Origin of the sequence: Sphingomonas adhaesiva (genome assembly GCF_002374855.1) — a bacterium.
Taxonomy (GTDB): Bacteria; Pseudomonadota; Alphaproteobacteria; order Sphingomonadales; family Sphingomonadaceae; genus Sphingomonas; species Sphingomonas adhaesiva.
Genome location: NZ_NWVC01000003.1, coordinates 82141 through 102815, shown reverse-complemented (window position 1 = coordinate 102815; position 20675 = coordinate 82141). Strand labels below are relative to the sequence as shown.

The 20675-nt window shown below is 69.9% G+C and carries 22 protein-coding genes; 6 read left to right on the top strand and 16 right to left on the bottom strand.

Annotated elements, in window-relative coordinates; all coding sequences use genetic code 11:
* Positions 1-39: 39 nt before the first annotated feature.
* A complete protein-coding gene (locus tag COA07_RS07910) occupies positions 40-948 on the top strand; it encodes a pirin family protein (protein WP_066712751.1) in 909 nt (302 codons plus the stop codon).
* A gap of 4 nt (positions 949-952) precedes the next feature.
* Here COA07_RS07910 and COA07_RS07905 read toward each other — a convergent pair whose 3' ends face one another.
* From COA07_RS07905 to COA07_RS07865, 9 genes are all read right to left on the bottom strand, one after another.
* Entirely contained in the window at positions 953-2116 is a 1164-nt protein-coding gene (locus COA07_RS07905) for a BaiN/RdsA family NAD(P)/FAD-dependent oxidoreductase (protein ID WP_096640760.1), read from the bottom strand.
* A 33-nt stretch (positions 2117-2149) separates the two neighbouring features.
* Positions 2150-2524: a winged helix-turn-helix domain-containing protein gene (locus tag COA07_RS07900; protein WP_096640758.1), complete on the bottom strand. Its 375-nt coding sequence runs from the start codon at positions 2522-2524 to the stop codon at positions 2150-2152.
* 28 nt (positions 2525-2552) lie between these two features.
* Positions 2553-4013 (bottom strand): flavin-containing monooxygenase, encoded by a 1461-nt coding sequence (locus tag COA07_RS07895; protein ID WP_066713649.1) that lies wholly within the window; start codon positions 4011-4013, stop codon positions 2553-2555.
* A gap of 263 nt (positions 4014-4276) precedes the next feature.
* Positions 4277-5038, bottom strand: a complete 762-nt coding sequence (locus tag COA07_RS07890) for an SIMPL domain-containing protein (RefSeq protein ID WP_096640756.1) — start codon at positions 5036-5038, stop codon at positions 4277-4279.
* 26 nt (positions 5039-5064) lie between these two features.
* Positions 5065-6387, bottom strand: coding sequence for a cystathionine gamma-synthase family protein (locus tag COA07_RS07885; RefSeq protein WP_066711826.1), 1323 nt, complete (start codon positions 6385-6387; stop codon positions 5065-5067).
* 21 nt (positions 6388-6408) lie between these two features.
* Positions 6409-6828 (bottom strand): hypothetical protein, encoded by a 420-nt coding sequence (locus COA07_RS07880; protein WP_066711825.1) that lies wholly within the window; start codon positions 6826-6828, stop codon positions 6409-6411.
* 54 nt (positions 6829-6882) lie between these two features.
* Positions 6883-7608 (bottom strand): hydroxyacylglutathione hydrolase, encoded by a 726-nt coding sequence (gloB, locus tag COA07_RS07875; RefSeq protein ID WP_066711824.1) that lies wholly within the window; start codon positions 7606-7608, stop codon positions 6883-6885.
* Positions 7609-7626: 18 nt separating this feature from the next.
* Positions 7627-8061, bottom strand: a complete 435-nt coding sequence (locus COA07_RS07870) for a VOC family protein (RefSeq protein ID WP_066711823.1) — start codon at positions 8059-8061, stop codon at positions 7627-7629.
* 16 nt (positions 8062-8077) lie between these two features.
* The gene (locus tag COA07_RS07865) at positions 8078-8803 is read right to left on the bottom strand and encodes an alpha/beta fold hydrolase (protein ID WP_066711822.1); all 726 of its coding nucleotides are present in this window, start codon (positions 8801-8803) and stop codon (positions 8078-8080) included.
* 197 nt (positions 8804-9000) lie between these two features.
* Here COA07_RS07865 and COA07_RS07860 point away from each other — a divergent pair, with 197 nt between their 5' ends.
* Positions 9001-9372 carry a hypothetical protein gene (locus tag COA07_RS07860; protein WP_066711821.1) on the top strand — a complete coding sequence of 124 codons (372 nt, stop codon included), beginning with the start codon at positions 9001-9003 and terminating at the stop codon, positions 9370-9372.
* Positions 9373-9399: 27 nt separating this feature from the next.
* Here the strand turns inward: COA07_RS07860 and COA07_RS07855 are convergent, their stop codons facing one another.
* Positions 9400-10821, bottom strand: coding sequence for a UDP-N-acetylmuramate--L-alanine ligase (locus COA07_RS07855; RefSeq protein WP_066711820.1), 1422 nt, complete (start codon positions 10819-10821; stop codon positions 9400-9402).
* A gap of 57 nt (positions 10822-10878) precedes the next feature.
* Between COA07_RS07855 and COA07_RS07850 the strand changes: the two genes are divergently transcribed.
* Positions 10879-11694 carry an LD-carboxypeptidase gene (locus COA07_RS07850; RefSeq protein ID WP_096640755.1) on the top strand — a complete coding sequence of 272 codons (816 nt, stop codon included), beginning with the start codon at positions 10879-10881 and terminating at the stop codon, positions 11692-11694.
* 24 nt (positions 11695-11718) lie between these two features.
* Here COA07_RS07850 and COA07_RS07845 read toward each other — a convergent pair whose 3' ends face one another.
* Together COA07_RS07845 and COA07_RS07840 are read right to left on the bottom strand one after the other, a co-directional pair.
* Complete coding sequence (locus COA07_RS07845) at positions 11719-12648, bottom strand: GGDEF domain-containing protein (protein ID WP_066711682.1); 930 nt, start codon at positions 12646-12648, stop codon at positions 11719-11721.
* Positions 12649-12721: 73 nt separating this feature from the next.
* Entirely contained in the window at positions 12722-13372 is a 651-nt protein-coding gene (locus COA07_RS07840) for a retropepsin-like aspartic protease family protein (protein ID WP_066711683.1), read from the bottom strand.
* A 50-nt stretch (positions 13373-13422) separates the two neighbouring features.
* Here COA07_RS07840 and COA07_RS18695 point away from each other — a divergent pair, with 50 nt between their 5' ends.
* The 3 genes from COA07_RS18695 to infC all read left to right on the top strand — a co-directional run bounded on the left by COA07_RS18695 (position 13423) and on the right by infC (position 16305).
* Positions 13423-13551, top strand: coding sequence for a hypothetical protein (locus tag COA07_RS18695; RefSeq protein WP_255266795.1), 129 nt, complete (start codon positions 13423-13425; stop codon positions 13549-13551).
* Between the two features lie 141 nt (positions 13552-13692).
* Positions 13693-15690, top strand: a complete 1998-nt coding sequence (thrS, locus tag COA07_RS07835; RefSeq protein ID WP_066711684.1) for a threonine--tRNA ligase — start codon at positions 13693-13695, stop codon at positions 15688-15690.
* An 81-nt stretch (positions 15691-15771) separates the two neighbouring features.
* On the top strand, positions 15772-16305 hold the full coding sequence (gene infC, locus COA07_RS07830; RefSeq protein ID WP_066490070.1) for a translation initiation factor IF-3: 534 nt from the start codon (positions 15772-15774) through the stop codon (positions 16303-16305).
* Between the two features lie 476 nt (positions 16306-16781).
* Here the strand turns inward: infC and cysN are convergent, their stop codons facing one another.
* Genes cysN through cysQ form a run of 4 tightly spaced genes read right to left on the bottom strand, consistent with a single transcriptional unit; the run spans position 16782 to position 20546 of the window.
* Complete coding sequence (cysN, locus tag COA07_RS07825; RefSeq protein ID WP_066711685.1) at positions 16782-18686, bottom strand: sulfate adenylyltransferase subunit CysN; 1905 nt, start codon at positions 18684-18686, stop codon at positions 16782-16784.
* On the bottom strand, positions 18683-18838 hold the full coding sequence (locus tag COA07_RS18240) for a hypothetical protein (protein WP_169924224.1): 156 nt from the start codon (positions 18836-18838) through the stop codon (positions 18683-18685). Before COA07_RS18240 ends, cysN begins: the two co-directional genes overlap by 4 nt.
* Positions 18838-19734, bottom strand: a complete 897-nt coding sequence (gene cysD / locus COA07_RS07820) for a sulfate adenylyltransferase subunit CysD (RefSeq protein WP_066710412.1) — start codon at positions 19732-19734, stop codon at positions 18838-18840. Before cysD ends, COA07_RS18240 begins: the two co-directional genes overlap by 1 nt.
* Positions 19731-20546 (bottom strand): 3'(2'),5'-bisphosphate nucleotidase CysQ, encoded by an 816-nt coding sequence (gene cysQ / locus COA07_RS18570; RefSeq protein WP_066710415.1) that lies wholly within the window; start codon positions 20544-20546, stop codon positions 19731-19733. Before cysQ ends, cysD begins: the two co-directional genes overlap by 4 nt.
* Positions 20547-20675 lie beyond the last annotated feature (129 nt).

Genomic DNA, 20675 nt, shown 5'->3' with positions numbered 1-20675 from the left:
CGGTTCCCGTCATGGCGTCACGGTGGTAGCATGCGCGCCATGTCCATTCACGACGACCTGGTGCTCCAGACGCTGGAACCCGTCACCCACGATCTGGGCGGGTTCAAGGTCCACCGCACCCTGCCGCATCGCGAGCGCACCATGGTGGGGCCGTTCATCTTCTTCGATCAGATGGGGCCGGCGCATCTGCCGCCCGGCGGGGGGATCGACGTGCGCCCGCACCCGCATATCGGGCTGTCGACCGTCACCTATCTGTTCGATGGCGCGTTCCAGCATCGCGATTCGCTGGGCACCGATGCGCGGATCACGCCGGGCGCGGTCAACCTGATGACCGCGGGGACCGGCATCGTCCATTCCGAACGCTCGCCCGCCGACGTACGCCCCGGCGGGCCGGCGCTGTCCGGCATCCAGACATGGCTGGCGCTGCCTGACGGGCGGGAGGATATCGCCCCCGCCTTCGAACATGTGGAGGCCGATGCGCTGCCGCTGGTGGAGGCGGGCGGCGCCCGCGCGCGCGTCATCATGGGCGATCTGTGGGGTGTGGGCGCGCCGACCACCACGCACGCCACCACCATCTATGCCGACATCCTGCTGGACGCCAGCGCCGCCGTGCCGATCGACGACGCGGCGGAGGAGCGCGCGGTCTACCTCGTGCACGGCGACGCCACGCTCGACGGGCTGACGCTGGAGCCGCAGCGGCTCTACGTGCTGCGCCCCGGCGTGCGCGCCATCCTGTCCTCGGCACGCGGCGGCCGCGCGATGCTGGCGGGCGGGTCGGCGTTCGCGACCCCGCGCCACGTATGGTGGAATTTCGTCCATTCCTCGCGCGAGGCGATCAACGAGGCGAAGCGCGCGTGGAAGGCCGGCCGCTTCGCCGCCGTGCCGGGCGACAGCGAAGCGATCCCGCTGCCCGAATTCACCCCGCCGAAAACGGTTAGCTACCCCTGATAGGTCACAGCGCCTGCGCCGCCGCCCAGCCGCTCGCCCACGCCCATTGGAAGTTGTAGCCGCCCAGCCACCCGGTCACGTCCACCGCCTCGCCGATCGCATACAGGCCGGGCAGGTGCCGCGCAGCCATCGTCTTGGACGACAGGCCACCGGTGGCGATCCCGCCGACCGTCACCTCCGCCTTGGCGAACCCCTCGGTGCCGTCGGGGTGGAAGCGCCAGTCGGCCAGCCGCGCCTCCGCCGCCGCCAGCGCGCGGTCGCTCGCCGCGCCCAACTCGCCCACCCCGATCCGCTCGGCCAGCGCCTCGGCCAGTCGCGCCGGCAGCGCCAGCGCCCCCGCCAGCGTCGCGCGCGGCCGCGCACGCTTGGCCGCCACCAGCCAGCCGGGCGCGGCATCGGGGCGAAAGTCGATGCCGATCGCCTCGCCGTGCCGCCAGTAGCTCGATACCTGCAAAATCGCCGGGCCGGACAGCCCGCGGTGGGTGAACAGCGCGGCCTCCGCGAACGCCGCCTTGCCCGCGCGCGCCACCACCGGGGTGGCGACGCCGGACAGCGCACGGAACAGCGCCTCCTCCCCCGGCAGCGTCAGCGGCACCAGCGCGGGGCGCGGCTCCACCACCTTCAGCCCGAAGCGCCGCGCCAGGTCATAGGCGATGCCGGTCGCCCCCAGCTTGGGGATCGACGGCCCACCGGTCGCGATCACCAGCGCGGGGGCGGCGAGCGTGCGCGCGCCGTGGCGTACCGTGAACACGCCGTCGGCGTGGCCGACCTCGCCCAGCGGCTCGCCCAGCCGGATCGTCACGCCCCCCGCCGCCGCCTCGTCCAGCAGCATCGCGACGATCTGCCGCGCCGACCCGTCGCAGAACAATTGCCCCAGCGTCTTTTCGTGCCACGCGATCCCGTGCCGCTCGACCAGCGCGACGAAATCGGCGGCGGTGTAGCGGCCCAGCGCCGATTTGGCGAAATGCGGGTTGGCGGACAGATAGCGGTCGGCGGCGGCGTCGCGGTTGGTGAAATTGCACCGCCCGCCGCCGGAAATCAGGATCTTGCGCCCCGGCTCCGGCGCATGGTCCAGCACGACGACGCGCCGCCCGCGCTGCCCCGCGACCGCCGCGCACATCAGCCCGGCGCCGCCCGCCCCCAGCACGATCGCATCGAATGTCTCCACCACCGCGCCCGTGTCATACCCGCGCGCGCCGCGCTAGGGTGCAGACGGCGGCAGCGGTTCGTCGCGCAGCGCCGCGTCCAGCGTCGCGAACGCCGCGGTCGCGGCCACCGCATCGTCGATCGCCGCTTCCAGCGCGCGATACGCGGCCAGCACGCGCCGCCCGGCGTCGGTCACCGCCGCGCCGCCGCCCCCGCCGCGCCCCGTCACCACCAGCCGCTCGCGCCAGCAACGGTTCATCTCGTCCACCAGCAGCCAGCAGCGGCGATAGCTGATCCCCAGCGCGCGCCCCGCGGCGGAGATCGAGCCATGCTCGGCGATCGCCTCCAGCAGGTCGGCCTTGCCCGGCCCCAGCGCGATCGCCTCGCCGCACAGGATCTGGGCCTTCAGCTTCAGGGGACCGTGACGCATCGCGCCGATGATGCGCCGTGCGCGCGGGTCAGGTCAACGCCACCGCCTCGCGGTCGACCGTCGCGGTCGCGGCGGCGTAATCGGTGCAATTGCCCGCCCAGTTCTGATAGATGCGCCCGTTCGCCGCCTTGTACCAGCTGTTGCAATGCGGATCGGCCCAGACGGTGCCGGCCAGCAGCTGCTCGATCCGCTGCTGGAACCGCGCCTGTCCATCGGCGGTCACCTCGGCGGCGCTGGCGTCCTCGGCATCCAGCGCGTCGAGCGTGCGCAGCATGTACGCGACCTGCTGCTCGATCATGAAGCTGATCGAATTGTGCCCCAGGTTGGTGTTGGGGCCATAGAGGACGAACATGTTCGGAAAGCCGGTGACCATGATTCCCAGATAGGCTTCCGGCCCGTCCGCCCACGCCTCGCGCAGCGTGCGCCCGCCGGTGCCGACGACCTCCATCGACCAGTTCCACTCGGTCGTCTCGAACCCTGTGGCGAAGATCATCACGTCCAGCTCTACCAGCCCGTCGGCGGTGCGCACCCCGCCCGGCTCGATCGTGTCGACCCCGCCGGTCACCAGCGTCACATTGTCGCGGCACAGCGCCGGGTAGAAATCGTCGCAGATCAGGATGCGCTTGCACCCGACCGGATAATCGGGCGTCAGCTTCGCGCGCAGGTCGGCGTCGGGCACCTGCGCCTCCAGATGGTCGAGCGCGGCGCGGGTGAAGGCGGCGCGCCCCTCCGGCGTCCACTGGAACGCCTGCCACGTCAGGAAATCGGCCTGGTCGAAGATCATCGCGCGCTGCGCCGCGCCCAGCTTCATCGCCACGTCCATGCGCGTCGCCATCAGCGCCTTGGCCTCCGGGGTGATCGCCACGTCGTTGCGGGGCACGATCCAGTTGGGGGTGCGCTGGAACACCGTCAGATGCCCGGCGACCTTCGCCACCTCGGGGATCAGCTGCACCGCGCTCGCTGCCGATCCGATCACGCCGACGCGCTTGCCGGTCAGGTCGATGCCCTCGGGCCAGTCGGCGGCGTGGAACATCGTGCCCGCGAACGTCTCGCGCCCCGCGATCGCCGGCCATTGCGGGCGCGACAATTGCCCCAGCGCGGGGACGATCGCGTCGAACGTCGCGCGGGCGCCCTTCTCCGTCTCCACCGTCCAGTGCCGCGCTTCCGCGTCCCAGGCCGCACGCACCACCCCTTCGTTCAGGTGCAGCGCCTCGCCCAGCCCGAACTGGTCGACCAGCGACCGGGTATAGGCGTGGATTTCCGGCCCGCGCGCATAATGGTGGCTCCAGTGCGGGTTGGGTGCGAAGCTGAACTGGTACAGGATCGCCGGCACGTCGCACGCCACGCCGGGATAGCGGTTGGCGCGCCACGTGCCCCCCACCGAATCGGCATGTTCGTAGATCTTCACCTCATGCCCGGCCTCGCGCGCCTTGATCGCGGCACACAGCCCGCCCATCCCAGCACCGATCACCGCGATCCGTTTGCCCATCCTGCCTCTCCCGTTTTCGAGCAGGATGACGCGACGCGCGCCGCTTGGGAAGCCTCTCCAGCGACTGACTTAACGCGCGCGTCTCGGCGCAGGAAGAAGGGGTTCACCTGACGCACCCGCGAAGCGGCCTCATCCCTCTCGCCGGAACGAGGCACGGTCTCTCGTCAGGCGAAACACCTCCGCGTTCCCGCGCCTCCGCGTGAACCCCTTCTTCTTCGCGCCTTCGCGTCTTCGCGTGAACCAATCCCGCCGATCCGCGGCGTCTAACCCCCGATCGAATAGGTCACGAACACCTGCTGGCGCGTCTCGATCGGCGCCGGCGCCACGTCGATCGCGACCGGCGGCGCAGCGTCCGGCGGCGGCGGCGGCGGCGGTGGCGCGGCAAGCGACCTAGCGCCCATGACGATCGGTTCGTACCCCGCTTGGTCGGTGACGGTCACGATCGCGCCCAGCGGCGTCCCCGCGCCCGCGGCGACCGCCTCGGCACGCAGCTTCGCGTCGGCGATCGCGGCGGTCGTCGCGCGGGCCTGCGCCTCGCGCGGTTTCGACAGCGAAAATCCCGACAGCCGCGCGTCGCTCGCGCCCAGCCGCGCCGCCAGCCCCACCGCGGTGCCGGCCTTGCCGATCGCCGGGGTCCGCACGCCCGCCTGCATCCGCGCCAGATAGCCGGTGACTGCGCACGCCCCCTGGCTCAGCCGCGGGAGACCGTTATAGCCCTGGTCGTCGCACGCGCGGTCCTTCACCTCGATGACCATGACGTTGCCGGTGGTGATCTCCGTCCCCGCGCCCAGCAACCCGCCCAGCGCGCCGGCGATCGCCTTCTGCCGCGTCGCCAGCGCGCGGCTCGCCTCGTCCGGGTTCGTCCCTTCGCCGCGCACCCAATAGTCCAGCCGCGCGGTATCGGGCGGGGTCTGCACCACGCCCACCCCGGTCACGCGGATCGTCCGTTCCGGCGTGGCGGGCTCCTGCGCCATCCCCGCCGCCGGCACCAGCGCCGCCGCAGCGGCCAGCATCATGTATCGCATCGCGTCCCTCCCGTCGTACCAGCGTGTCAGATCGCGGCCAGCGCCTGTTCCATGTCGGCGATCAGGTCGTCGGCATCCTCGACCCCGATCGAGATGCGTACCAGATTGTCGGTGATCCCCAGCGCCTGCTTGCGCTCGTCCGCGACCGACAAATGCGTCATCGCCGCCGGGTGGCTCGCCAGCGTCTCGGTCCCGCCCAGGCTGACCGCCAGCTTGGCGATCCTGAGCGCGTCGAGGAATCGGAACGCCTCCGCCTCGCCGCCCTTCAGGTACAGCGAGAAGGTGGAGCCGCCGCCGGTGCAATGCCGGCGATAGATATCGGCCTGCCGCCCCTCCGCCTCCGCCAGGAAACCGAGATAGCCGACCCGCTCCACCTTGGGATGGTCGCGCAGGAACGCGCAGACCTTCGCGGCATTGTCGCCCGCGCGGCTCATCCGCAGCTCCAGCGTCTCCAGGCTGCGCAGCAGCATCCACGCGGTATTGGGGTCGCAGATCGTGCCGATCGTGTTCCTCATCGCGCGGATCGTGTTGATCAGCGGCTTGGCGCCCAGCACCCCGCCCGCGACCAGGTCGGAATGGCCCCCGGCATATTTGGTCAGGCTGTAGACGACCACGTCGGCGCCGTGCCGCAGCGGCTGCGACCACAGCGGCCCCAGGAAGGTGTTGTCGATCGCGATCGGCGGCTTGTCGGCGGCATCGGCAAAGATCGCGTCGCGGCTCGCCGCCACCGCCTCGACATCGACCAGCGCGTTGGTCGGGTTGGCCGGGCTTTCCAGGTAGATCAGCGCCACCCGCCCGCCGTCGGCGGCGCGTTGCAGCACCGCGTCGATCTCCGCGCGCGTCGCGCCCGCGGGAAAATCGAGCCACTTCACCCCGAACTGCCCCAGCACGCGCGCGATCAGCGTCTCGGTCGCGGCATAGAGCGGGCCGGAATGGACGATCGTGTCGCCCGGGCGCACCAGCGACAGGAACAATGTCGCGATCGCCGACATGCCGCTGGAAAAGGTCAGCGCATCCTCCGCGCCTTCCCAGATGCCCAGCCGGTCCTCCAGTATCTCCTGGTTGGGGCCGTTGAAGCGCGAATAGACCAGCCCCTCCGCCCCGCCGGGGCGCTTGCCGGTCACGCCCTCGAAATGGCGCTTGCCCGCCGCGGCATTGGGAAAGACGAACGTACTGGTCAGGAACACCGGCGGCTTCAGCGCGCCTTCGGACAGCGCCGGATCGTATCCGTGACCCATCATCAGCGTCGCCGGCTTCAGCTTGCGCCCGCCGATCGCATCGACCTTCGCCTTGGCGGAACGCCGCGTCGTCTCCACGCCGGTCAGCGTGTCTTCGGTCTCGCCGCTCATGCGTCCTCGTCCTTTTCTGGTCTATTTCGATCGATAGGGAATGAAATCGCCCATCGCGCAGCTGCCGGTCGGCATCCCGATCGGCAGGTTGACGGTCTGCGCGATATCGCCGCGGCACAGCCGGCCCTGGAACTGGCGCGTCACCAGCGTGTCGCCGCGCGCGACGTTGCTGCACCCGCCGCCGGTGTCGGTGACATAGACCAGCTTGCTGCTGACGCGGTAGATCAGCTTGCCGTCGTACGCGGTCAGCCGCGGGTTGTTGAAGCGCGTGTCGATGCACGTCTCGGGCTTGCCGGGGGTCTTGCCCGCCAGCAGCCGATCATATTCCGCCGCCGCCTTCCCCGCGACGGAGCCGCGCGCCGGCTCCCGCTGGGCCTGCGCGGCGACCACCGCCAGCCCGCTCAGGGCCGCCGCGGCGGCAAAACTGATGAGGAACCGCATTCGCTCTCTCCCTATCCGTCCCCCGCGCCCAACGTATCTCTCAACGCACCAACGCTAGAATGCATCCTTCGCGGCGCGCAGTCGCGCCAGTTCGTCGGCATCCGCCGCGCGCAGGAACGGGTTGGTCGCACGTTCTGCCCCGATCGTCGTCGGCACCGTCGCCTCACCGGCGGCGCGCAGCGCATCGACGTCGCGCATCCGCGCGACCAACGCGGCATTGTCGGGGTCCACCGACAGCGCGAACCGCCCGTTCGACTGCGTATATTCGTGCCCGCAATAGACGCTGGTGGCGTCATCCAGCGTCGCGAATCGCTGCATGTTCGCGAACATCTGGCCCACATCGCCCTCGAACAGGCGCCCGCACCCCATCGAAAACAGCGTATCGCCGGTGAAAATCGCGCCCGCACCGTCGAAATGGAACGCGATATGCCCCGCCGTATGGCCCGGCACCGCCATCACGCGCGCGCTCTGCGCGCCCAGTTCCACCGTATCGCCCTCGCCCACGCCGTCTTCGAGCGCCACGATCTTCGCGCGTTCCGCCTCCGGGCCGATGATCCGCGCACCCGTCGCCGCCTTCACCCCGGCCGCGCCGCCGACGTGATCGGGGTGCCAGTGCGTCAGCCACACCGCGCCGATCGTCCAGCCGCGCGCCTGCGCCGCCGCCAGCACCGGAGCCGCCTCGCCCGGATCGACCACCATCACCGCGCCCGTCTGCGCCTCCCGGACCAGCCAGCTGTAATTGTCCGACAGCACCGGGACACGCACGATCTCCAGCGTCATGTCACCCCGTCCCATCTACTACCAGGTCCCCGTATTGGGCATCGACGCCCATGGCTCGGCGGGTTCCAGCACCCCGTCCTGCAACAGCTCGATCGAGATGCCGTCCGGGGTCTTCACGAACGCCATATGCCCGTCGCGCGGGGGGCGGTGGATGATATGTCCGGCGTCGGCCAGCCGCTGGCAGGTGGCGTAGATATCCTCCACCCGATACGCCAGATGGCCGAAATTGCGCCCGCCGGCATATTCCTCCGGGTCCCAATTGTGGGTCAGCTCCACCTCGGCACGCGCGCGCTCGCCCAGCCCGGCCATATCCTCGTCCGCGGCCAAGAAGATCAACGTGAACCGCCCCTTCTCGTTCTCGATCCGCCGCACCTCCCTGAGGCCCAGCAGCTCGAAGAAGGCGATCGTCGCACCGGGGTCGCTGACCCGGATCATCGTGTGGAGATACTTCATGTTCCGCCTTTCGCCGTCACGGCACCACGTCTTCTACCGCGCGGATCAGCAGCGCGATATCGTCCTCGCGCGACAAACGGTGGTCGCCGTCCTTCACCAGCCACGTCTGGACGTGCGGCGACCGGATCAGCCCGGCCAGCGCGACGGTGCGGTGCCACGGCACATCCGGATCGGCCTGCCCCTGCACGAAGCGCACCGGGCCGTCGAACGCGATCGGCCCGTGCATCAGCCGGTTGGCCTCGCCCGATTGCCAGAAACGGCGCGTATAGACGGTCGGCTGCGGGCCATAGGGGTTGGCGCGTTCCAGCCGTCCGTGCTGGAGGAGGTACATCTTCTCGTCCTGGCTGAAACCCCAGTCGGTGAAATCGGGCGCGGGCGCGACGCCCACCAGCGCGGCGACGCGCCCGGGCCGCGCCAGCGCCGCCAGCAGCATCAGCCACCCGCCCATCGACGATCCCACCAGTACCACCGGGCCGGCGACGGCATGGTCGATCATCGCCAGCGCGTCGTCGCGCCAGTCGGCCAGCGACTGGTCCTCGAACGCACCCTCGCTGGCGCCGCAGCCGCCATAGTCGAACCGCAGGAACGCACGGCCGCTTGCCGCGGCCCAGGCCTCCAGCGCCAGCGCCTTGGTGCCCGTCATGTCGGAGGCATAGCCCGGCAGGAACACGATCGCCGGGCCGCTCCCCTCGGTCAGGTGATAGGCAAGGCGCGGGCGGGCGGCGGGGGCAGGATCGGTCATCGCCCCTGTAGCTAGGATGCGCACGGGCGAACGGCAACGACGATCGCCGGATGAAGCATCGGTGAAGAACAGGTGACGGACCCTCGAAGATGAACCGCCGCCGACGGAAGGATGAACAATCGTCCATGTTCCATCCGCCAAGCAACCTGCAAGATATCACGCTCGTTCCAGCAGCCTCATCAACGATGGAGGCTGAAATGAACAGGATCGTGATCGGGATCGTCGGCGCCGCCATGATGGCGTCCGCCGGCACCGCCTTCGCCGCGCCCGCGGTTCGCGAACAGGCATTCGTGCCGGGCGCCGGCGGCGCGCGCTATGTCGCGATGCTCAGCGACCGCGGACAGGATGTCACCGCCGTGTGCGGCGATCGTGCCGGGGTCGATGCGATCTTCCAGCCCGAAGCCGTCAGCTGGAACGTCGCGCCCGCCGGCAAGGGGCATGAACGCGTGACCGAGGACGTGCGCGGCATCGAACGGCTGGTGCCCGTGTCGGTCGAAACCTGCCGCGTCAACGCCGGCGACCATTTCGACCATGCGGTCCGCCAGGCGATGCAGCAGCACGCCAGCTGACCCGCGCGGACGGCGGCGCGGCGTGCGTCACCCCGCCCGCGCCGCCAGGTCCGCCACCATGTCCGCCGCCAGCAGCGGCAGCGTGTCGTCGCGCGCGCCCATCACCACGATGCGGTCGCCCGCGCGCGCCAGCGCGACGCAATGCGCCGCCGCCTCCGCGCGGTCCGCGATATGCACCGCCTGCGCCCCCGCCAGCACCACGTCGCGCACGATATCGACGCTGGTCACCGCGCGCACCGTCGTCCCGCCCTGATAGACGGGGTCGGGCATCACCAGCAGGTCGCCCGCGCGCAGCGTGGCGGCGAACATCGCCACCAGTTCGGCGCGCATCACCTTCAGCGGGCCGTAGCCATGCGGCTGGAACAGCACGATCACCCGGCCGGGAAAGGCGTGCAGCGTGTCCAGCGTGGCGGCGATCTTGTCGGGATTGTGCCCGAAATCGTCGATCACCGCGACGCCCCCGCCCTCGCCCACCAGGTCGAAGCGCCGGCGCAGGCCGGTGAAGCGCGCGATCCCCGCCAGCGCCTGTTCCATCGGCAGCCCCGCGGCCAGCACCGCGCCGATCGCCGCCAGCGCGTTGGCGACATTGTGCCGGCCGGGCACGCGCAGGGCGACGCGCCCCGCCGCGATCCCGCGCCGCGCCAGGTCGAACGACACCGCGAACGGCGCTTCCTCGATCGCGCCGGCATACAGGTCCGCCGCCGGATCGGTCATCGACACGCGCGTCACCCGCTCCGCCGGCAGTGCGGCGGCGGCGCGCGCGGCATCGGCATTGTCGGCGTTGACCACCCCATGCCGCGCCTTGGCCAGGAAATCGCCGAACAGCCGGTTCAGCTCGTCCAGCGACTTGTGGTCCAGGCTGACGTTGTTCAGCACCGCCACCTGCGGCCGGTACAGCGCGATCGACCCGTCGCTTTCGTCCACCTCGCTCACGTACGGGTCGCCCGCCCCCACCAGCGCGCTGGCGAACGGGCGGTCGGCGGCGACGAAATCCTTCATCACCGCGCCGTTCATCACCGTGGGGTCGGCGCCCGCGTGGTGCAGGATCGTCGCGATCATGCCGGTCACCGTCGACTTGCCGCTGGTGCCCGCGACGCCGATCGGCATCCGGCTGGCGTTGAACAGCGCCGCGTTCAGCTCGGCCCGCGACATCCTGATACAGCCATGCTCGCGCGCGGCGACCATGTCGGCGACGGTGTCCTCCACCGCGGCAGAGGCGACGACGGTCTGCCCCGCGTCGGTGATGCCGCTGCCGTCCTGCGGGAACAGCGCGATGCCGCGTGCGCGCAGCTCGTCGAACTTGGCGGGGACGCGCCCCTGGTCCAGCCCGCGGTCGCTGCCCGCGACGGTCGCGCCGCGCCCCGCCAGGATCATCGCCAGCGGCATCATTCCCGATCCGCCGATACCGACCAGGAAGAAGCGCCGGTCGCGCACGTTGCCGTCATGCATGGCGGTACGCTATCGGCACTTTGGACGGACGTGGCAAGGCAGGGCGGGAGACAAGCGATGCGCATCGGGGTACTGGCGGCCAGCAGCGTGGCCAATCCCGACGTGATCGCGCCGGTCAGCGCCTTCGCCGCGATCGCCTATCCCGAGGTGGATCTGGTGTTCCACCCACAATGCTATGCGCATGACGGGCATTTCGCGGGATCGGACGCGGTCCGCGCCGCGGCCTTCCTGGAATATGCCAACGATCCGGCGTTCGACGCGATCTGGTTCCTGCGCGGCGGCTATGGATCGAACCGCATCCTGTCGACGATCATGCCGCAGCTGAAGGAGCCGGCGCGGCGCAAGGCGTATCTGGGCTATTCCGACGTCGGCTTCCTGCTCGGCGCGCTCTACGCGCGGCGGATCGGCCGCCCGACACACGCGCCGATGGCCGCCGATATCAAGCGGCAGGGCGGCGACCAGACGGTGGCGCGCACGCTCGGCTGGCTGGCGCGCGGCGACCGGGCGGGGCTGGAACCGGGGCTGGCGGGGCGGCCCAGCGCGGCGTTCAACCTGTCGATCCTCGCCGCGCTGGCCGGCACGCCCTATCTGCCCGACCTCACCGACCATGTCCTGATCGTCGAGGAAGTATCGGAGGCGATGTACGCGGTGGACCGGATGCTGTTCACGATGGCGCACGCCACGCAGCTGCGCGGCATCGCGGGGGTGCGGCTGGGCGCGGTGACCGCGGTGAAGGACAATGTCCCCGCCTGGGGCGAGACGCTGGAGACGATGATGGCGCGCTGGTGCGGGGAAATGGGCGTGCCCTATCTGGGCCGCGCGCTGATCGGGCATACGCAGGACAATCACGTCGTCCCGTTCGGCATCGCCTGACGCGGCACCCGGGATAGGCGCGCGTCAGGCGACGACGCGGTTGCCGCCCTGCGCGATCGCCGCCAGCACCTGTGCCTTGGCGCGGCGCACCGCCTCCGCCGGGCCGTCCGCGGCGGCGGCGGCGATCCCGGCGGAAAAGGTGACGGTGCCGATCGGCGTGCCCTTGTCGCGCAGCCGCAACGTGCGCCGCGCCATCGCCTCGCGCGCTTCCTCGATCATCGCGGTCGCGCGCGCCGCAGGCAGCCCGCGGAACACGGTCATGAACTCGTCGCCTGCCCAGCGGATCACCTCGTGCTCGCCGCACGCCTGGCGCAGCGTCGCGGCCATCGCGCGCAGCACGTTGTCGCCGACGCCCAGCCCGAATTCCTCGTTGATCCGGTCCAGCCCGTCCAGCTTGGCCAGCGCCAGCGTGTAGCCGTCCGGTTCCTCGGCCAGCGACACCAGGAAACTGTCGCCGTCGCCGCGGCTGGTGGCCTGGGTCAGCCGGTCGTTCGCCTCGTCCTCGCCGCGCCCCGCCACCCGCTCGCGCAGCGCGGTGATGTCGGTCGCGATCTCCGCCAGCTCGCGCTCCGCCTTGGCCAGCCGCGACACCATCTGCGTCGTCAGGTTCGCCAGCGGCGTCCCCTGCGTCGGAAGGCCCGACAGGTCGCGCCCGAACCCGCCGGTCAGGTCCTGCGTCCGGCTGGTCAGCGTCTCCAGCCGCTCGGTATGGTGCAGCATCTGCGCCTGCGCGGCGGCATCCTCGCGCCCGCAGAAGTGCGCCGCCAGCGTCGACGCCTGTTCCGCGGTCAGCCGCACGCCGCCCTCGGTCAGCCGCGCGACCTCGGCGGTCAACGCGTCGTTGCCGCCGCCCAGATGCGTGTACGCCATGTCGTAATGCGACGGCGTCGGGGCCAGCGCATGTTCCAGCAGGAACTCGAGCGCGGCATAGGCGCGGTCGAACGGCCCCTTCATCAATCCCTCGCACCTGGCGCGCCGCGACGGCCGCGGGCGCCGGCGACGCTAGCCGATCGTGGTGAACGAGATGCTAACGCGCCGCGCCCGTGGCCGTCGTCGCGCCGCTGCCCGCGTCCTGCGGATGATGCGGCGTCAAGATCAGCGTCTGCCCCTCCACCCGCCACGATTTGAGCCGCGACAGGAAATTCATGCCCAGCACGTCGATGTCGCCGAACGCGGGCGACACCACCACCGCCAGATCGCGCGCCACGACATTGCCGAAACGCAGCTCGCGCACCTCGCCGGTATCGGCGCGGATCGTGCCGTTGGCGGTCTTCAGCACCACGGGGAACACCGACGGCTTCACCTCCACCCCCGCCGCCGCCGCGGTGGCCGGGGACAGCGCGGTGATCGTCGCGCCGCTGTCCACCAGCAACCGCCGCTCCACCCCGCCGATCGTCGCGCGGACGTAGAAATGCCCGTCGCGGCTCATGCGGATTCGCGTCTCCTCGCCCGCCACCTGCTGGCTGTCCATGTTCAGCCCCGCCGCAATCCGCGCCATCCACGGGTCGAACCGCTCGCGCTCCACCACCGCGGCGTACAGCAGCAGCCCCGCCGCGCCCCAGAAGGCGATGCTGACGATCGTACGCAGCACCGGGATGCGCCGCGCGACCATCGCCGCGACGAACAGGACGCCCAGCATCAGGTAGAAGTGCGGGTTGGCGGCGACGACGTCGAACATGGTCCGGGCGATATAGGGTGCCGGGGCGGCCGGCGAAATGGCGCCGGGCGGTGCGGGACACGACTCATCTGGCGCGCGTCCGGCGCGCGCGCTATATCGTGGGCGTGATGACGCACACCCCGCTCACTACCACCACCACCCCGGCGCGTCCGGGGGCCGGCGCGCGCGTCACCGCCTGACGCGGGGCGCCGCCCACCCGGAAGCGGGTGGCCGAGCGACCGCACCCGCCTTCGCGACGATTTTCCCTTCCGGTCGCTCTTTTCGCCGGACGCTGGGGCGCATAAGCCGCAGCACCGCTGGTTCGCAGGAATTGTATTGGCATGGACACGCTTTCGATCACGCTGCCCGATGGTTCGGTCCGCAACGTCGCGCCGGGCACCACCCCGGCGGATATCGCGGCGGCGATCGGCCCCGGCCTTGCCAAGGCGGCGATCGCGGCGCGCGTGGACGGCGAATTGCGCGACATCATGCGCCCGCTGGATCGTGACGCCCGGCTCGCACTGGTGACGCAGCGGGACGAGGCGGACGCGCTGGAACTGGCCCGCCACGATTTCGCGCACCTCCTGGCCGAGGCGGTGCAGAACCTGTTCCCCGGCACGCAGATCACCTTCGGCCCCGCCACCGACGACGGCTTCTACTACGATTTCGCGCCGAAGGACCGGCCCTTCACCGACGAGGACCTGCCCGCGATCGAGGCGGAGATGCGCCGGCTGATCGCCGCCGACAAGCCGCTGCGCCGCGAAGTGTGGACGCGCGAACAGCTGATCGCGCGCTGGCGCGAACAGGGCGAGACGTTCAAGGCCGAATGGGCCGCCGAACTGCCCGAGAATGAGGAACTGACCGTCTATTGGTCGGGCGGCGACTGGCTGGACATGTGTCGCGGCCCGCATCTGGCCTCCACCGGAAAGCTCGATCCGGCGGCGTTCAAGCTGACGCGCGTGTCGGGCGCCTATTGGCGCGGCGACCAGAAGAACGCGATGCTCAGCCGCATCTACGGGACCGGCTGGCTCAACAAGAAGCAGCTCGACCAGCATCTGTTCCGGCTGGAGGAAGCCGCCAAGCGCGACCATCGCAAGATCGGCGCGGAGATGGACCTGTTCCACCTCCAGTCGGAGGCGCAGGGGTCGGTGTTCTGGCACCCCAACGGCTTCGTCCTGTGGCGTCAGCTGGAGGCGTATATGCGCCGCCGCCTCGACGCCGCCGACTATGCCGAGGTAAAGACGCCGCAGCTGATGGACGCACGCCAGTGGGAACAGTCCGGCCACTGGGGCAAGTATCGCGAGAACATGTTCGTCGTCCCCGACGAAGTGCCCAACACCGAGGATGAGGGCGCGGTCCTGTCGGGCGATGCCGACCTGATGGCATTGAAGCCGATGAACTGCCCGGCGCACGTCCTGATCTTCAAGCAGGGGATCAAGAGCTATCGCGACCTGCCGATCCGCATGGCCGAATTCGGCTGCTGCCACCGCAACGAGGCGCATGGCGCGCTCCACGGCATCATGCGCGTGCGCCAGTTCACGCAGGACGATGCGCATATCTTCGTGCGCGAGGACCAGCTGGTCGAGGAAGTGCGCAAGTTCTGCGAGCTGCTCGATTCGGTCTACGCCGACCTCGGCTTCACCGATTATGCGGTGAAGCTGGCGCTGCGCCCCGAAAAGCGCTTCGGCTCGGATGACATGTGGGACCAGGCGGAGGCGGAGCTGCGCGAGGCGGTGATGTCCTCCAGCCTGTCCGACGCGATCAAGGACAAGTTCGAGGAACTGCCGGGCGAAGGCGCCTTCTACGCGCCGAAGCTGGAATTCCACCTGACCGACGCGATCGGGCGGACGTGGCAGGTCGGCACGATCCAGTCCGACCGCGTCCTGCCCGAGCGGCTCGACGCCAGCTATGTCGCGGAGGACGGCCAGCGCCATCGCCCGATCATGCTGCACCGCGCGATCCTGGGCACGTTCGAACGCTTCATCGGCATCCTGATCGAGCATCACGCCGGGCGCTTCCCCGCGTGGCTGGCGCCGGTGCAGGCGGTGGTGGCGACGATCGTGTCGGACGCCGACGATTACGCGCTGCAGGTCGCCGCCGACCTGCGCAAAGCGGGCATCCGCGTCGAAACCGACCTGCGCAACGAGAAGATCAACTACAAGGTGCGCGAACATTCGCTGGCGAAGGTCCCGAACCTGCTGGTGGTCGGCAAGCGCGAGGCGGACGAGGGCACCGTGGCGCTGCGCCGGCTGGGCAGCCAAGGGCAGGAAATGCTGACGCTGGGCGCCGCGATCGAGATGCTGCGCTTCGAGGGGACGGCACCCGATCTTAAGAGGTGACGACTATCTTCAAAACGGCCGCAGGATCGCCTATATAGGGCCGTTAGTACCATAGCAGGAGAAGTACCAATCCGTCCTCCCATGATGCGCCGCCCGATGCAGGCGCCGCCGATGAATGGCCCGCGGTTCAATGAGTGGATCCAGAGCCCCAAGGTCCGCGTGATCGATCACGAGGGCGAGAACCTGGGCGTGATGTACACGCGCGAGGCGATGGAGCAGGCGCGCGAGGTCGGGCTGGACCTGGTCGAGGTGTCGCCCAACGCCGATCCGCCCGTCGCCAAGTTCCTGGATGTCGGCAAGTTCAAGTACGAGGCGCAGAAGAAGGCGAACCTCGCCCGCAAGTCGCAGAAGACGCAGGAGATCAAGGAGATCAAGATGCGTCCGAACATCGACGACCATGACTATGACACCAAGATGAAGAAGGTCGTCGAGTTCATCGAGGAAGGCGACAAGGTGAAGGTCACCATGCGCTTCCGCGGCCGCGAGCTGAGCCACGGCCAGCTCGGCATGAACGTGCTCCAGCGCGTCGCCGAACAGGTGCAGGACGTCGCCAAGGTCGAAGCCTATCCGCGCATGGAAGGCCGCCAGATGCTGATGGTGCTCGCGCCCAAGTAAGCGCCTCCGGTCGCGTGGCCCGGCTCGGCGAGCGGGCCACGCCGCCATTTGTCCGTGTTCCGGCAAACGCCGGAACGCAGGGTGAAGAGCACAACGCTCCCGCGTGCACTCCGCCCGTCGCGACATTCCAAATTTCAGTACCCGTGCTCCGGCGCAGGCCGGAGCCATGGCCGTATCGCGCTCCGCGCAATGCCCGGCTTCCACAGAACCTTCGCAAAAGCCGTCTTGCCGCCTCTCCCATCCGCCACCCCGGCGCAGGCCGGGGTCCATGGTGCCGCAAGAGCATCGGCTTGTGCGTTTGTGGAAACGTGGATGCCGGAACAGGTCCGGCATGACGGGCGCGGGGGTCGCAAAGGTCCCGCCTTCGCCGCAGCACCACTCGGCCAGCCGCGGCGCCTCGTCGTTCGGCCACCACGTTCCGGCGAACGCCGGAACCCGGGGCAGCATCGCCCACCGCCCGCACCTGCCGTGCTCCGCTATCCTTCGCGTTCCAGCAGCCAGGCGACGATCCGGTCGGCGGCCGCCTCGGCATCTTCCACCGCGGTGTCGATGCGGATCTCCGGCGCCTCGGGCGCTTCGTACGGGCTGTCGATCCCGGTGAAGTTCTTGAGCGCGCCCGACCGCGCCTTGGCGTACAGCCCCTTGACGTCGCGCGCCTCCGCCGCCGCCAGCGACGTGTCGACATGTACCTCCACGAACTCGCCCGGTGCCAGCATCTGGCGCACCATGTCGCGCTCGGCGCGGAACGGCGAGATGAACGCGGTCAGCACGATCAGCCCGGCGTCGGTCATCAACCGCGCCACCTCGCCGATGCGGCGGATATTCTCCACCCGGTCGGCATCGGTGAAGCCCAGGTCGCGGTTCAGCCCGTGGCGTACATTGTCGCCGTCCAGCAGAAACGTGTGGCGGTTCATCCGCACCAGCTTCTTGTCGACCAGGTTGGCGATCGTCGACTTGCCCGCCCCCGACAGCCCAGTGAACCACAGCACGGCCGGCTTCTGGTTCTTGAGGTCGGCCCGCTTCTCGCGCGTGACGTCCAGGTGCTGGCGGTGGACGTTCTGCGCGCGGCGCAGCGAAAAGCGGATCATGCCTGCCGCAACCGTCGCGTTGGTCGCCTTGTCGATCAGGATGAACCCGCCCAGCTCGCGGCTCTGCTCATAGGGGGCGAAGACGACCGGCCTGTCGAGCGCCAGCGTCACCACGCCGATCGCGTTCAGTTCCAGCGTGCGCGCCGCCGTTTCCTCCAGCGTGTTGACATTGACCTGATACTTGGGCGTGCGCAGCGTCGCCGACGCGCTCTGCGTGCCCAGTTGCAGCGCATAGGAACGGCCCGGCAGCATCGGTTCGTCCGCCATCCACACGACGGTCGCCTCGAACTGGTCGGCCACCTCCGGCGGATCGCCCGCGGCGGCGATCATGTCGCCGCGCGAACAATCCACCTCGTCCGCCAGCGTCAGCGTAACCGACTGCCCCGCCTGCGCCTGCGCCAGGTCGCCGCCCGGCGCCACGATCCGCGCGACCTGCGTGGTGCGCCCCGACGGCACGATCCGCACCGCATCGCCCGGCTTCACCGTCCCGCTGGCGATCGTGCCGGCAAAGCCGCGGAAGTCGAGGTCCGGCCGGTTGACCCATTGCACCGGCAGGCGAAACGCGCCGCGTGCCTCGCGGTCGGCGTCGACGGGCACCGTCTCCAGATGCTCGATCAGCGTCGGCCCGGTGTACCAGTCCATCGCCTCGCTCGGCGCCGCGATATTGTCGCCGCCCAGCCCGGACACCGGGATCGCCGCGAAATCGGTGATCCCGATCTCGCTGGCGAACGCGCGATAGGCGAGGCGAATGCGGTCGAACGTCCCCTTGTCATACCCGACGAGGTCCATCTTGTTCACCGCCAGCACGATGTTGCGGATGCCGATCAGGTGCGCGAGGTACGAATGCCGCCGCGTCTGCGTCAGCACGCCCTTGCGCGCATCGACCAGAATCACGGCGAGGTCGGCGGTCGACGCGCCGGTCACCATGTTGCGCGTATATTGTTCGTGGCCGGGGGTATCGGCGACGATGAACTTGCGCTTCTCGGTCGCGAAGAAGCGATAGGCGACGTCGATCGTGATCCCCTGCTCGCGCTCGGCGGCCAGCCCGTCGACCAGCAGCGCGAAGTCGATGTTCTGCCCCTGCGTCCCGACGCGCCTGCTGTCCGCCTCCAGCGCGGACAGCTGGTCCTCGAAGATCTGCTTCGAATCGTACAGCAGCCGCCCGATCAGCGTCGACTTGCCGTCGTCGACGCTGCCGCAGGTGATGAACCGCAGCAGCGATTTGGATTCATGCTGCGCCAGATAGGCGGCGATATCCTCGCGGATCAGCGCGTCGGGGGCATAGGCGGTCATCCTGTCCTCCCCGGCACGGGGAGGGGGACCAGCCGCAGGCTGGTGGAGGGGGCAGGCCGCAGGCGGTGCGCTTCGTGGCGCTCCCCCTCCACCACCACGCTACGCGCGGCGGTCCCCCTCCCCGTGCCGGGGAGGATAAGCGACGTCTTCATCAGAAATACCCCTGCTGCTTCTTCTGCTCCATGCTGGCGCCGGCGTCCTTGTCGATCGCCCGGCCCTGCCGCTCGCTGGTGGTGGTCAGCAGCATCTCGCGGATCACGTCGTTCAGCGTCGCCGCCTCGCTCTCCACCGCGCCGGTCAGCGGGTAGCAGCCGAGCGTGCGGAACCGGATCGACCGGTCCACCGGCACTTCGCCGGGGGCGAGCGGGAAGCGCTCGTCGTCGACCATCAGGATCAGCCCGTCGCGCTCGACCGTCGGGCGCTTCGCCGCGAAGTACAGCGGGACGATCTCGATCCCCTCGCGCGCGATATATTGCCACACGTCCAGCTCGGTCCAGTTGCTGATCGGGAAGACGCGCATGCTCTCCCCCCTGGCATGGCGCGCATTGTACAGGTGCCACAGCTCCGGCCGCTGCGCCTTGGGGTCCCAGCGGTGCGTCGCGGTGCGGAACGAGAAGATGCGCTCCTTGGCGCGGCTCTTCTCCTCGTCGCGGCGCGCGCCGCCGAACGCGGCGTCGAAGCCGTGCAGGTCCAGCGCCTGCTTCAGCCCCTCGGTCTTCCACATGTCGGTGTGGAGCGCGCCGTGGTCGAACGGGTTGATCCCCTGCGCCAGCGCATCGGGGTTGCGATGGACCAGCAATTCCATCCCCGCATCGCGCGCCGCCTTGTCGCGCAGGTCGTACATCGCGCGGAATTTCCACGTCGTGTCGACATGCAGCAGCGGGAACGGCGGTGGCGCCGGATAGAAGGCCTTGCGCGCCAGATGCAGCATCACCGCCGAATCCTTGCCCACCGAATACAGCATCACCGGCTTGTCGGCGACGGCGGCGACTTCGCGGATGATGTGGATGCTTTCGGCTTCCAGCCGGTCGAGGTGAGTCAGCGTCATGGCAGATACGGCCTCAGCGGGGCGGGTTCGTAGCCGCCGGTCGCGACGAAGCCGGTGTTGCGATACCCCGGCTTGCCATAGACGAACGGCAGCCCGTCGGGGTCGAGCGTGCGCCCGCCCGCCGCGCGCAGCACCGCATCGCCCGCCGCGGTATCCCATTCCATTGTCGGGCCGGTGCGCGGATAGACGTCGGCCTCCCCGCTCGCCACCAGCACGAATTTCAGGCTGGACCCGACCGACACGCGAGTCGCGATCCCGCCGGCGTCCAGCCAGTCGTCCAGCCCCGGCATCGCATGGCTTTTCGATGCGACCGCACACGGCGCGCCGCCGCACGCGCGCACCCGGATCGGCTGTTCGTCATGGCGCGGCTCATGGGGCTTGCGCGCCGCCATCCATGCGCCGCGCGTCACGTCGCCCCAGTAGAGGGCGTCGCGCGCGGGCGCATAGACGACGCCCATCGTCGGCTCGCCGCCCTCGATCAGCGCGATGTTGACGGTGAAATCGTCGCCACGGCCGACGAATTCCTTGGTTCCGTCCAGCGGATCGACCAGCAGGAACGCGCCCGTCACGTCGGGAACGCGGCCCGCGGCGGCTTCCTCCTCGGCCACCACCGGGATCGCGGGGGTCAGCGTGGCAAGCCCGGCCAGGATCACCGCCTCCGCCTCGCGGTCGGCGATGGTGACGGGGCTTTCGTCGGCCTTGTGCATCACGGCGCATCCCGCGACGAAATGCCCCCACACCACGTCGCCGCCCGCCTCGGCGAGCGCGACGAGTGTGGCCAGCAACGCGGTCCGGTCGGTCGTATCGGTCATCGCCGGCCTATGTGGCGCGGGCGCGGGCGGGTCGCCAGCAACTTGTGCGTGTGGCGGGGCAAGCTGCGGTTGATGCCCCCGCTCGCTTTGACGCCTTCCGGCGCGGCGTGCGGCCCGCTACAGCGATGC